This window comes from Actinomadura sp. NPDC049753, from assembly GCF_040674655.1.
GTDB lineage: Bacteria > Actinomycetota > Actinomycetes > Streptosporangiales > Streptosporangiaceae > Spirillospora > Spirillospora verrucosospora.
In genome coordinates this window covers 1-13,052 of record NZ_JBFARL010000062.1, presented here as the reverse complement: position 1 = coordinate 13,052, position 13,052 = coordinate 1, and the positions used below count along the sequence as shown (strand labels likewise).

Sequence of the window (13,052 nt, the reverse complement as noted above, 5' to 3'; positions counted from 1 at the left end):
CCGGAACCGTGGAGCGCATGTCGCTCGCGCTGCTCCCGCCCCGCCGTCAAGCGCCGCCCGCCCCGCCGGGCCCCCGCCGGCCGCGCGCCCTGCCCTGGCTGCTCGCGGCCGGCGTACTCGCGCAGGCGGCGGTCCGGCTGTGGTTCGCCTGGTCGCGGACGGCCCCGGCCGCGAACCCGGACGAGACCGGCTACCTGCTCGCCGCCCGCCTGCTGGCCGGCGGGCCGGGCGGGGACCTGTCCGGGAACACGTTCTACCAGGGCGGATATCCGCTCCTGCTCACCCCGGCCTTCTGGTTCTCCCACACCCCCGCGACGGTCTACACGACCGTGATCGCGATCAACGCGGTGCTGGGGGCGGCCCTGTTCCCCCTCGGATACGCGGCGGCCCGCCGCCTCGGGCTGGCCCGCCGGTCCGCCCTGCCGCTGGCGTTCACGGCGGCGCTGCTGCCCGCGACGACGTTCTTCGGCGCCTTCGCGCTCGCGGACGCCGTCCTGCCGACCCTCGTCCTGGCCTGGCTGCTGGCGCTGGACCGGTTCGTCCGGAACGGCCGGGCCGGGGACGCCGTCCTCGCGAGCCTGGTCGCGTCCTTCACGACGGCCGTGCACACCCGGGGGACGATCCTGCTCGCCGTCCACGCCGCCGCCCTGGTGGTCATGGCCCTGCCCGGACGCCGGAAGGCCCGCGCCGCGCTGGCCGGGGGCGCGGCCGCGCTCGCCGGGTACGCGGCGGGCGCGGCGCTGAACGCGCACATCCGCGCCGAGCTGTATCCGCGCGGCACGCGGGACCTCGCCGGGATCCTCACGTCCCGGCTGACCACGGTCCCGGGGCAGGAGTGGGCGCTGTCGGGCGCGGCGGGGCAGCTCTGGTACCTGATCGTCTCCACCTGGGGCCTGGCGGGGGCCGGGCTCGTGGCCGTCGCCGCGGTCCTCGCGCGGCGGCGGACGCCCGCCGCGGACAGGATCATGGCGGGCGTGCTGCTCGCCGCCACCTGCGGCATCGCCTACGCCTCCTCGGCCGCGCTGCCGGACGAGCACCGCGTCGGGAACTTCGCCTACGGCCGCTACCTGGCGTGCGTGGCGCTGGCCTACGCCCTCGCCGGGGCCGCGGCGCTCGGACGCCTCACCGCGGGCCCGGCGGTCCGGGAGGCGGCGGCGAGCGCCCTCCTGCTGGAGGGAGCCGCGCTGTGGGTCACCGCCTACGCGGGCGAGCGGCTCCGCACCCACGCTTTCATCGGCTTCGACTTCCCCGAGGTCACCTTCCTGACCGCCGACCGTGGCGCGCTGCACCTGCACGAGGCGACGTTCGCCGCCCTCGCCCTGCTCGGCGGCCTGCTCGTGCTGACCAGGCTGAAGACGACGGCCTCGGCGGCCGTCGCGATCGCCGGGGTGAACCTCGCGGCGCTGACGTTCGCGATGGGGCCGCACACTCGGCGCGTCCCCGCCGAGCCCCCGCTCCCCGGCCCGGCCTCAGGCGGGGTCGTCACGGACGCGTCGCTGAACTGGGCGGTCAGGACCGCGCTGATGTACCCCGTGTGGTGGACGCGCCTCGGCACGTTCGACGCCAGCGCCGGAGGGCCGCCCGCACCGGGCGTGTGCACGGTCGTGGTGCCCCTTCCGGACGGGACGCCGCCCGAGGCGTCCTGGCCCGCGCACCCGGCGGGCTGGCGGCCGCACGCTGGACGGTTCTGGTCGGTGTCATGGGCGGCCTGGCACGACCCCTCCTGCGCGGGCGCGGGTCAATAGCGCTCAGTAGCGCGTCACCAGCGCGATCCGGTCGTGGTCGATGAGGAAGCCGTCCGAGACGAAGGTGACCTCGCCCCCGTACTCCAGCACCGTCTCGATGACGTGGTCGACGACGTCGTCGATGACGTCCGCGCCCTTGAGCACGCCGGGCATGCCCTCCACCGGGATCAGCTCGCCCTTGGTCCGCACCGCGGGCGCGTAGTAGCCGCGCTCGACGACCAGGTGCTCGCCGCGGCCCTCCTCGACCAGCTCCGTGACCTCGCACAGCCCGCCCGCGTACCGCTGGATGCTGCGCGCCGCCTCCAGTTCCGACAGCACGCCGACTTCGCGGAGGTCCTCGTAGGCGGCGAGCGCGGGCCGGGCCGCCTCGGCGAGCGCGCTCGGCGAGGCGCCCTCGAAGCTGCCGTCGACCCGTCCCGCCACGGTGACGTGCGGCCCCGCCACCTCGTCGAAGACCGCCTGGTGCCGGGTGACCCCGGCGACGATCAGCGGGCGCCGGTCCCGCGCGAGGACGCGTTCGAGGTCGGTCACCACGTCCCGCATGGTCTGGCGGCGGCGCTCGCCCTCGCCGCCCTGCGCGGCCCGCCGCGCCTGCCGTCCGGCGCTCGCCTCGTCGATCGGCTCGGGCTCGACGGGGAAGCCGCCGCGGACGTGCTCGGTCAGCTCCGCGCCGAGTCCGCTCCACAGCCGCGTCCGGTGGTCCGACAGCGACAGCAGCCAGTAGCGCGGCGTGCGGGTGAAGTCGGCCACCAGGTCGCGGGTGGCGAACCCGGTGTCGACGACCACCCGCTCGTCCACGGGCTGGCCGATCGTGAACGCGTGGTGCTCGCCGTGCGGGGCGGCGAACAGGACCAGCGCGTCGGAGGCGTGCCGCGGGTCGACCTCGCCCGCGGCGCGCTCCAGACCCCGGACGACGTCGTCGACGGCGTCGGACTCCACCCGGGGGTCGTCGTGGAGGCGGCGGCGCACCTCGCCCAGCAGGTTCCGCAGGCGGATGCGGTCCTGCCGGCCGTCCCGGGCGGAGCGGTGCGTCGGCATCAGCACCGACACCGCGGGATACGGCCTCGGCTTGCGCAACCCGGACAGGGTGACGGCGTCCATGATCCCCCGATCGTCGCTCTTCTTCCTTTCTGTCTCTTTTGTAGCGACCTGTCGGTAAATGAGGTGTAAGGCCCGTCCGATTTGCGGGCCGGGACGTCAGCCCGGGGTGATGAAGGCCGTCTCGTAAGCGAAGATCACTGCCTGGGTCCGGTCGCGGGCCTGCATCTTGGCGAGGATGTTCCCGACGTGCGTCTTCACCGTCTGCGGGCTCACGAAGAGCTCACCGGCGATCTCCGCGTTCGAGTGGCCCTTGGCCATCAGCCGCAGCACGTCCCCCTCCCGCTCGGTGAGCCGGCCGTGCCAGGCCGCGCCCCCGCCGCCGGACGGCCCGTGCCGCCCGGCCAGCTCCCGGATCGCCGCCGGGAACAGCAGGCTGTCGCCGTGCGCGACCATCCGGATCGCCTGGAGGATCTCCTCCGGCCGCGTCCGCTTGAGCAGGAAGCCGTTGGCGCCCGCCTTCAGCGCGTCGTAGACGTACTCGTCGTTCTCGAACGTGGTGACGACGATGATCCGCGGCGGCTCCGGCACGGTGGCGAGGATGTGGCGGGTCGCCTGGATACCGTCGAGCCGCGGCATCCGCACGTCCATCAGCACGACGTCGGGCCGCAGCCGCCGCACCTCGCCCGGCACCTCCGTCCCGTCGGACGCCTCGCCGACGACGGCCAGGTCGTCCTCCGCGTCGATGATGGCGGCGAGCCCGGCCCGGATCAGCCGCTCGTCGTCGACCAGCAGAACCTTGATCGTCATGATCCGGACCTTAGCGGCAGCGAGACGCGGAACCGCCACCGGTCGCCCTCGGCCCCGGCGCTCATGTCGCCGCGCAGCACGGTGACGCGCTCGCGGACCCCGCCCAGGCCGCGGCCGCCGCCGTGGCCCGCGCCGTCGCCGCGGGTCGCGCCGAGCGGATTGGTCATCTCGACCTCCAGCCGTTCCCCGTCGGTGCCGAGCCGCAGCCGCACGGGCACCTTCCCCGCGTGCCGCAGGGCGTTCGTCAGGCCCTCCTGGACGATCCGGTACGCCTCCCGCGACACCGCCGCCGGGACGTGCTCCACCTCCGGGTCCACCTCGGCGTCCAGCGCCACCCCGGCGATCCGCGTCTGCTCCAGCAGCCGTCCGAGGTCCTTCAGCGTGGCCTGCGGGGCGGGACGGGACCGGTCGTCGCGCAGCAGCCCGAGCACGTGGTCGAGGTCCTCCAGCGCGGCACGGGCCGAGTCCTCGATCGCGGCGAGCGCCTCGCGGGCGAACTCCGGGTCGCTGTCCAGCACCCGCCCGGCCGCCCCCGCCTGCAGGGTCACCACGCTGAGCGCGTGCCCCACCGAGTCGTGCAGCTCCCTCGCCAGCCGGTTGCGCTCGGCGAGCCTGACGGCCTCGGCCCGCATCCCCTCCATCCGCTCGGCGGCGGACGGCCCGAGGAACACCGGCGCCAGGCGGGCCAGCAGCGCGCCCGCCCCCACGATCAGCGCGAGGAGCAGGACCAGCGACGCCAGCCCGATCAGCGGCGCGGGCCACTGGTGCCAGGCGTCCTGCCAGCCCCAGGACTCCAGGAACCGGGTGTCCCAGCTCACCGCCGGCGCGATGAGCATCACGACGGCGGCCGGGGGGAGGGCCAGGCTCAGCCCGCTGACCACGACGCCCGTGCCGAGGTGCAGCGTGAACCACGCGGCGGTGCGGCCGCGGCTCTCCCAGGAGCCCGCCGAACCGGGCACGAGCCCGGCGGCGGGCCCGCCGAGCAGCTCCTTGGCCAGGGAGCTCTCCAGCAGCCGCACCGTCGGCACGAGCCCGGTGACGAACGTCGCGGCCGCCGGCATGACGACCAGCATCAGCACGCCCTTGAACAGGCTGTTGCCCATCGGCAGCAGCGGGGTCATGCTGATCGCCAGGAACCAGTACGGCATCAGCAGCGCGCCGCCCACGACGAGGTGGGACCAGCGCCGCCAGGTCGTCCGCTCGATCAGCGGGCGGAGCACACGAAGCACGCCCTGATCCTGACAGAACCGGCGGCCCGCCCACTCCCCCGCGCGGGGGAGACCGCGCTCACGCGTTGTCCTTCTCTCCGGCGGCGCGCTCCCCGGCGGCCTCGCCGGCGGCGCGGTCGCGCTCGGCCAGCTTGGCCAGGCGCGCGTTGTAGGCGGCGAGCTCGTCGTCCTCGGGGCGCCCCCCGGCCTTCGCGGCCCGGTCGGCCTTGCGGTCCATGCGCCGCGCCTGCCGCTGGTCGTGGACGTACCACTGGAAGGCCAGCACGATCAGGACGATGAACGTCGGCACCTCGCCGAAGCCCCACGCGATGGCGCCGCCGGTGTGCTGGTCGTGCAGGATCGTGGTGCCCCACGGCGGGTCGACGGCGGTGTACCAGCCGCGCGCGAGCGCCTGGCTCATGTTCATCAGGGCGATGCCGAAGAACGCGTGGAACGGCATCGTGACGAACAGCAGCAGCAGGCGGGCCGGATACGGCAGCTTCCGCGGCGCCGGGTCGACGCCGAGCAGCACCCAGAAGAACAAGGAGCCGCTCGCCAGGAAGTGGACCATCATCGCGATGTGGCCGAGATGGTTGCGCATCGCGGCCTCGAACAGCGGCGTGAAGTACAGGACGAACGTGCTCACCACGAAGACGAGCGTCGCGACCGCGGGATGGGCGATGACCGCCAGGTACCGGCTGTGCAGCACGGCGGTCAGCCACTCGCGCGGGCCGCGGTCGCCGCGCACGCGGGCGGGCCTGAGCGCCCGCAGCGCCAGCGTCACCGGCGCTCCGACGACCAGGAAGATCGGCGTCAGCATGTTCAGCACCATGTGCTGCGCCATGTGCACGCTGAACAGGATCGGCGCGTACCTGGCGACGCCGGTCTGGGTGACGGCCGCGATCGTCAGGAGCCCGATCAGCCAGGAAGCGGTGCGCCCCCAGGGCCAGGAGTCGCCGCGCCGCCGCAGCCGGACGACCGCGGCGAGGTAGAGGCCGCCGAGGACGACGACGAGCGCGGCGAAGAACAGGTCGAACTGTCCCAGCGTCAGCAGCCGGACGGGGGTCACGTGCGGGGGCATGTCGTAGCCGAGCAGCGACTTGACCGCGGACTCCGGCTCGGCCGGGGCGGGCGGCGCGGTCCGGGCCAGCGCGACGGCCAGGCCCATGGTGGCGCCCATCACGGCGGCCTCGACGGACGCGAACCGGGCGAACGCTCCCGGCCTGCCGTCCGCCACCGCGGGCAGCGTCCGCGTCCGGTGCCACCAGCCGAACCAGCCGAGCAGGCAGAACGCGATGATCTTTCCGAGCGCGAGCCGTCCGTAGTCGGTCTCGACCAGCTCCCGCGGATCCGGCAGCCGGGCGATCACGTTCACCAGGCCGCTGGCCCCGACGACGACGTAGCACCACAGGGCCATGCGGCTGAACCGCTCCGCCACCAGCGGGAGCCGGTCGCGGCGCAGCAGCGCGTGGGCGGCGACGACGGCGAGCCCTCCGACCCACGGGGCGACGGCGGCGACGTGCAGAGCGACGCCGGTCGTCGCGGTGGAGTGGTTGGCGGCCGAGGCCGAGTGCCCGGTGAGCGGGGCGGGCAGCAGGGCGATCCCGGCCAGGGCGAGCAGCCCGAACGCGGCGGCGGGTGTGGTGGTGGTGCGGGCCAGAAGCGCCACCACGACCGCCAGCAGCACCACGACCATGAGGGCGGTGCCCTGCGGCAGCGAGCCGACGTAGCTGCTCAGCTCGCTGCCGGTGAGGACGTCGCCGACCGGCTGGCCGAGCACGTCCGCGACGGTGAACACGAGCGTGGCCGCCGCGGCGGCGGCCCAGGCGGCGGCGATCCAGGAGGCGGCGTTGAGGTAGCCGAGGGCGTCCCCGGACAGCCGGGGCGCGGCCCGCCCGCCCTCGACGGGAAGGAACGCGGCGGCGGCCAGCAGGGCGCCGATGGTCAGCGCGGACAGCAGGTCCATCGCCGCCCGGGAGACCGGCAGCCCCCACCGGGTGAGGGCGCCCGCGTCGCCGAGGCCGGGGATGACCTTCTCGGTGACCGAGCCGCCGAGGACGAGCCCGGCCACCAGCAGGACGGCGCACGCGGCCAGGGCGGCCGCCCCCGCCCGCCAGACGGCCAGGCTCCCCCTATTCACCGCCGGTTGCCGCCTGGTGCTTGCGCTTGGCGCGGAACACGATGGCCACGCCGATGCCGACGCCGACGAGCAGGCCCCCGATGATCAGCACCCACAGCAGCATCCCCGAGCCGGAGTCCTCCTCGGCCGCGTCGTCCTCCTGGTCGGCCTTGAGCGGCTGCTCGTCGGAGTTGGCGGCCGGGCCCGTCTGCTCCTCGGCGCCGACCCCGCCCGCGGTGGGCGCGGCCGAGGCGGCCGGCGGGGCGCCCGCGGCGCCGTCCCCGGTCACGCTGAACGCCAGGTCGTTGCCCTCGATAGGGTGCCCGTCCTCGCCGACCACCCGGTAGGCGACCGTGTAGGAGCCGGCGGGCAGCGGGCCGGACAGCTTCTGCGTGACCTTGGTCCCGGCGCGCTCGGCCGCGCCCGCCTGGAACTCCTTCTTGTTCCCGTCGCTGACGACGACCTTCGCCAGGCTGATCTTGTCGCTGAAGACCAGCGTGACCTCGGTGACCGCGTCCGCGGCCTTGCCCTTCTCGGGCGTGCTGCCGACCAGCTTCGTGTGCGCCATCGCGGGCGGCGCGGCGAAGGCGCCGAAGGCGAGCGCGGCGGCGGCGATCAGACCGAGGCGGCGCAGGGGCCGGCGGGACTTGAGCATGTTCATGGAGGGCCGGGTTCTCTAGTGAGTCGAAGGGCTCCGTCTACCCTACTGAGCCCGCCGCCATGGCACGTCCCGGGTCGCGCGATGGCGCGACCCGGGAGGAACGGCGCCGGTCAGTTGCACCCGCAGTCGCAGTCGCAGCAGTCGCACGAGTCGCAGCAGTCACAGCAGTTGCAGCAGTCGCAGCAGCTCCCGTCGCAGCCGCCGCCGTCGCAGCCGTCGAGGTGCCGGGTGCACCAGCAGCGGTCGTCGCACGAGTCGCCGTGGTGGTCGCTCCACTCGGGCTGGAAGATCCCGCAGGTGGCGCAGACCAGCGTTCCGGTGAAGCACGGGATCGGCCAGCCGGGGCGCGGCGGCCGCGGCCCCCGCCTGGACAGCTCCGCGGGGGCGGCGAAGGCGCGCTCGACCGACCGGCCCGCCTCGCGGTCGAGCAGGGCCCGGACGAGGCGCGGCCTCTCCATCTCCAGCTCGGCGAGCGCGAGCCGCAGCCCGTGCAGAGCGTCGTCGGCGTGCCGGCGGGCCTCGTCGAGGGTGGTGCCGGTCGCCAGGAGCGGGTTGTACGCGCCGGCCTCCTCGTCTTCGGCGAGATCCTCGACGGCGTCGATGAGGTGGGCGAGGCGCCCGAAGAAGCGGCCCGCCTCGGCGAGCGTCTCGGCGTTCCCCTCCCGGCCCGCCAGGACGGCCGTGTGCGCGAACACCGCGGCGACGGCCGTCTCGGTCGGCTCGGTCAGGTCCAGCAGCCCGAGGCCGGGGGCCGCCTCCAGGAGCGGCTGCCGGGCGACGGCGTCGCGCAGCACCGCGGGGTCGAACCCGACGGCGGCGCCCGTGCGGCCGCCCGCGGCGTCCCACCGGTCGGCCATCCGCCCGGCCGCGGCCGCGACGAGCCGGCGCGCGTAGGGCCCGTCGCCGTCGGCCACGTGGTCGCGCGTCTTGCCGGCGGCGAGCAGCAGGGACGCGGCCACGGCGAGCTGCGCGCCCTGCGCCCGCGCGGTGACGACCTCGGCCGTCTTCATCCCGCGCAGGGCGCACGGTCCGGCCTTGCGGCGCGGCGACAGCTCGGGGGCCTGCGCCTCCACCAGCACCGACACGAGCAGCCCGTCGTAGTTGGTGACGAGCCGCGAGGCCTGGCCGTGCTCGGCCCGCAGCGTCAGGCACAGCCCGCACAGGTGGGCCATCCAGTCCTCGAACAGGGACCCGCACAGAACATGACGGCAGGGTCTGACAACACCGAACACGAACAACTCCCCCATCTCACGCCGACCGCAGCATTATTCATGGACGCGGCGGCACGCGAAACGGTTCGGCCGGAACGGTCCGATCAGACCCCCACGCAGGTCAGGGCGCGGCGGTAGGCGGCCATCCGGGGCCCGTCGGAGGTCCCCGTCCCGGCCAGCACCTCGGCGAGGTCGAACCACGCCTGCGCGGCCTCCCGGGAGGACTCCATCTCCTCCAGGCAGGTCGCGGCCCGGGTCAGCACCTCGACCGCGCGGTCGTGCCGGCCGAGCCGCACCGAGGCCTCGCCGAGCACGGTCAGCGCTCCGGCGGTGGCGCGGCGCGGGGCGTCCCCGAGCAGGTCCAGGGCCTCCTCGGCGAGCGCCACCGCCTCGGCGGGACGGCCGAGCGCGGTCTCGGCGCGCGCCAGCTCGGTCAGGCACCAGGCAACGTCGATCTCTCCGGAGGAGCTGGCGCTGATCTCGCCGCGCACCCGGGCGAGCAGCTCGCGCGCGCGGGCGGCCTGGTCGGGCTTGGCCCGCAGCAGCAGCCCCGCGTAGATGACGCGGAGCCGGTTGAGGTTGCGGGGGTCCTCGCCGTCGCCGGCCAGCATCAGGGCCCGCTCGGCGAGCGCGACGCCCTCGTCGTACTCGCCGCGGATCTCCGCGACGTAGGCGGCCTCCCAGTAGGCGACCATGCGCGCGCGGGGGCTGCCGATCCGCTCGGCGCGCTCGACGAGCTGGGCGGCGAGCTGGCGCGCCCGGACGAGGTCGCCGCGCTCGATGAACGCCGACAGCAGCGCCGCGCCGAGGTCCACGGCGGCGTCGGTGGAGTCGGCGCCGGTGGCGACGAGGTGCCGCAGCGCGGTCTCGGCGGCCTCCACGCCCGCGCTGATGTCGCCCCGCTCGCGCAGGCACCGGCTCAGCGCGACGTGCACCTTGGCCCAGTGGTCGAGGTCGGCCTCGGCGGACGCCTGGTCGGTCAGCGCCGTCAGCTCGGCGATCGCCTCCTCCAGCTCGCCGGCGGCCTCCAGCGCGAGCGCGTGGCCCCAGCGGGCCTGGTGCAGCATCTCGGGAAGCGCGACCGCGTCGGCGCTCGCGAGCACCTCGGCGAACCGGGTCCGCGCCTCGGCCGCCGCGCCGTTGCTGAGCGCGATCTCGGCGTAGTCGAGGGTGACGCGCAGCTCGTCCACGACGTCCTCGCTGACGCCGCTGACGAGGTAGGTCGCCGAGCAGTTCAGCTTCGCCGCCAGCAGATCGACGACGCTCGGCGCCGGGACCCGCTTGTCGCTCTCGATCAGCGAGATGTAGCTGTCGGACAGCTCGGGGAAGGCGAGCTGCGCCTGGCTCACGCCCTGCCGGATCCGCAGGGCGCGAATGCGCTGCCCCAGTGTCTCCCGATCCATCGTTTGACCACCGCCTACAAGGTGCTCGCCGCGCGCAGGGCGAGGAAGAAGTCGACTCGGTCTTCAAGTCTGCCGAGGTCCCGGCCGGTGAGGTCCTCGATTCGCCGGATTCGGTACCGAAGCGTGTTCACATGGACGTGCAGCCGCGTCGCGGTGCGGCTCCAGGAGCCCGAGCAGGACAGGAAGACCTCCAGCGTGTGCACGAGATCGGCCTGCCTGGTGCTGTCGTACTCCTCCAGGGGGCCGAGCATCCGCGCGCGGAAGGACGAGCGCGTCCGCTCCGGGACGGACGCCAGCAGCCACGCGTAGGAGTCCAGGGCGGTCGCCCCGGCGGAGTCTCGCATTCGCACCAGGGCAGGCTATAGGCGGCGCATCACCCCCGTCACGCTGCGAAGGCCGCGAATCACATCCCGCCGACTTCTCTCCGCGCGGCCCCCTGGCCTCACCCGGGCCACGGACGGCTACCCTGTGCACGCCGTTTCCGAACACCATGCTGCTGAAAGCGGAGCGCCCGTCATGTCCAAGAACCAGGCCGGACCGGCCGACGATTCACCACCGGCGAGCGGGCGCGGGCCGCTGGAGCGGCTGTTCGAACTCACCGCACGCGGCACCACCGTCCCGCGCGAGCTGCGCGGCGGCGTGACCACGTTCTTCGCGATGGCCTACATCATCCTGCTGAACCCGCTCATCCTCGGCGGGGCGAAGGACGTCAACGACGCGACCCTGTCGATCCCGCAGCTGACCACGATGACGGCGCTGTCCGCCGCCGTCACCACCGTGATCATGGGCCTGGTCGGGAACGCGCCGCTGGCGCTCGCCGCGGGCCTCGGCATCAACGCGGTCGTGGCCTTCCAGGCGGCGCCGGTGATGACCTGGCCGCAGGCGATGGGCCTCGTGGTGATCGAGGGCGTGGTCATCGTGCTGCTGGCGGTCACCGGCGTGCGCGAGCGGATCATGAACTCGATCCCGCTGGCGCTCAAGCACGCGATCGCGGTCGGGATCGGCGCGTTCATCGCGCTGGTCGGCCTCTACGACGCCGGGTTCGTCACCTCCAGCGCCACGAGCCCGCCGCTGTCCCTCGGCACCGGCGGCCGGCTGGAGACGTGGCCGGCGCTGGTGTTCGCGGGGACCCTGGTGCTGATGATCATCCTGTACGTGCGGCGGGTGCCCGGCGCGATCCTGATCAGCATCGTCGCCGGGACGGTCGGGGCAGTGATCATCCAGGAGAACGCCTCCGTCAAGCAGGGCGGCTGGGGCGTGGTCACCCCGAACATGCCCGAGAAGCTGTTCGCCGCCCCCGACTTCGGGCTGTTCGGGCAGATCTCCCTGTTCGGCGGGTTCGCCCGGGCGGGAGTGATCACCGCGCTGGTCGTGCTGTTCACGCTGGTGCTGTCGGGGTTCTTCGACGCGATGGGGACGATCCTCGGCATCAGCGACGAGGCGGGCCTGGTGAGCGAGAAGGGCGAGGTGCCGCGGCTCGGCCGGATCCTGTCGATGGACGGGCTGTCCGCCGCGTTCGGCGGGCTCACCAGCTCGTCGGCGAACACGGTGTTCGTCGAGTCGGCGGCGGGCGTCGGCGAAGGCGCCCGGACCGGCCTGGCCAACATCGCCACGGGCGCGCTGTTCGCGGTGACGCTGTTCCTGACCCCGCTGGCGGCGACCGTCCCCGCGCAGGCCGCGGCGCCCGCCCTCGTCGTGGTCGGCGCGCTGATGATGACGCAGGTCGCCAAGGTCGACTGGAACGACCTGGAGATCACGATCCCGGCGTTCCTCACCATCGTGCTGATGCCCTTCACCTTCTCGATCACCACCGGCCTCGGGATGGGCATCGTCGCCTACGTGGTCATCAAGGCCACGCGCGGGAAGGTGCGCGAGATCTCCCCCGCCCTCTGGATCGTGGCCGCCCTGTTCGTGGTCTTCTTCGCCATCCACCCCATCGAGGAGTGGCTCGGCGTCGCCTGAGCCCGCGCGGCCGCCCGCGCGCGGGGGACTCCGGGGAAACACGGACGCACGGTGACCGCTCCGCGACGGAACTCGCCCGTTTGTAGGTCCCGGAGGCGGTTGCAGGTGTCAAATAGTGCCGGCATGGCGTAAGCAGAAGGTAGGGCCTTACCCCCCGGCGTGAAAGGCGTGGCTGTGGTGTCCGCGGACTCTCCCTCCCACCCGTCCCCGTCAGGTCACGTCCTGCTGGCGCCTGACAGGTTCCCGGGAGCGCTGACCGCGGCGCGGGCGGCGCGGCATCTCGCCGCCGGGCTCCGCCGCGCGCGCCCCGGCGTCGCGCTGGTGGAGCTGCCCGTGGCCGACGGCGGCGACGGCACCGTCGAGGCCGCGGTGGCGGCCGGATGGCGGCGCGTCGAGGTCGAGGTGTGCGGGCCGACCGGCCGGCCGGTGACGGCGCGGCTGGCCCTGAACGGCGCGAGCGCGGTGGTCGAGCTGGCGGAGGCGTCCGGGCTGCGCAAGCTGCCCGGCGGCCGCCCGCGCCCGCTCACCGCCTCCAGCCTCGGCACGGGGCAGCTGCTCGCGCACGCCGTCCGGCTCGGCGCGCGGCGGATCGTCCTCGGCCTCGGCGGCGGCGCGTGCACCGACGGCGGCGCGGGTCTCGTCCAGGGGCTCGGGGGGCGGCTGCTGGACGCGCTCGGCAAGGACCTGCCGCCCGGCGGTGCGGCGCTGCGCTCGCTGCACGCCCTCGACCTGCGCGGTCTACCCGACATGTCGGGCATCGAGGTGGTGGTGGCGGGCGACTCCGCCGGCCCGCTGCTCGGCCGCACCGGCGCGGCGGCGGTGGACGGGCCGCGCCGCGGCGCGAACCGCGACGAGGTGCGGCTGCTGGACGCGGGCCTGCGCCGGTGGGCCGACC

The 13,052-nt window shown here is 74.6% G+C and carries 10 protein-coding genes and 1 pseudogene; 3 read left to right on the top strand and 8 right to left on the bottom strand.

Features of this window, described 5'->3' with window-relative positions; genetic code table 11:
* Positions 1–17: 17 nt before the first annotated feature.
* A complete protein-coding gene (locus AB0K37_RS18150; protein ID WP_363982007.1) occupies positions 18–1,745 on the top strand; it encodes a hypothetical protein in 1,728 nt (575 codons plus the stop codon).
* 3 nt (positions 1,746–1,748) lie between these two features.
* Here the strand turns inward: AB0K37_RS18150 and AB0K37_RS18145 are convergent, their stop codons facing one another.
* The 8 genes and pseudogenes from AB0K37_RS18145 to AB0K37_RS18110 all read right to left on the bottom strand — a co-directional run.
* Positions 1,749–2,846 carry a hypothetical protein gene (locus tag AB0K37_RS18145; protein WP_363982004.1) on the bottom strand — a complete coding sequence of 366 codons (1,098 nt, stop codon included), beginning with the start codon at positions 2,844–2,846 and terminating at the stop codon, positions 1,749–1,751.
* A gap of 96 nt (positions 2,847–2,942) precedes the next feature.
* Positions 2,943–3,593 (bottom strand): response regulator transcription factor, encoded by a 651-nt coding sequence (locus tag AB0K37_RS18140; protein WP_363982001.1) that lies wholly within the window; start codon positions 3,591–3,593, stop codon positions 2,943–2,945.
* Positions 3,590–4,822, bottom strand: coding sequence for a histidine kinase (locus AB0K37_RS18135; protein WP_363981998.1), 1,233 nt, complete (start codon positions 4,820–4,822; stop codon positions 3,590–3,592). The genes AB0K37_RS18140 and AB0K37_RS18135 overlap by 4 nt, the downstream gene beginning before the upstream one ends.
* Positions 4,823–4,880: 58 nt before the next feature.
* Entirely contained in the window at positions 4,881–6,941 is a 2,061-nt protein-coding gene (locus AB0K37_RS18130; RefSeq protein WP_363981995.1) for a cytochrome c oxidase assembly protein, read from the bottom strand.
* On the bottom strand, positions 6,934–7,581 hold the full coding sequence (locus AB0K37_RS18125; protein ID WP_363981992.1) for a copper resistance CopC family protein: 648 nt from the start codon (positions 7,579–7,581) through the stop codon (positions 6,934–6,936). Before AB0K37_RS18125 ends, AB0K37_RS18130 begins: the two co-directional genes overlap by 8 nt.
* A gap of 110 nt (positions 7,582–7,691) precedes the next feature.
* Positions 7,692–8,813, bottom strand: a complete 1,122-nt coding sequence (locus AB0K37_RS18120) for a DUF5685 family protein (protein ID WP_363981990.1) — start codon at positions 8,811–8,813, stop codon at positions 7,692–7,694.
* A gap of 83 nt (positions 8,814–8,896) precedes the next feature.
* Complete coding sequence (locus AB0K37_RS18115) at positions 8,897–10,195, bottom strand: tetratricopeptide repeat protein (RefSeq protein ID WP_363981987.1); 1,299 nt, start codon at positions 10,193–10,195, stop codon at positions 8,897–8,899.
* A gap of 14 nt (positions 10,196–10,209) precedes the next feature.
* Positions 10,210–10,527, bottom strand: a pseudogene (locus AB0K37_RS18110) (helix-turn-helix domain-containing protein); the annotation flags it as partial.
* A gap of 184 nt (positions 10,528–10,711) precedes the next feature.
* Here AB0K37_RS18110 and AB0K37_RS18105 point away from each other — a divergent pair.
* Positions 10,712–12,157, top strand: a complete 1,446-nt coding sequence (locus tag AB0K37_RS18105) for an NCS2 family permease (protein WP_363981984.1) — start codon at positions 10,712–10,714, stop codon at positions 12,155–12,157.
* 177 nt (positions 12,158–12,334) lie between these two features.
* The coding region (locus AB0K37_RS18100) for a glycerate kinase (RefSeq protein ID WP_363981981.1) at positions 12,335–13,052 on the top strand (718 nt) is incomplete at its 3' end.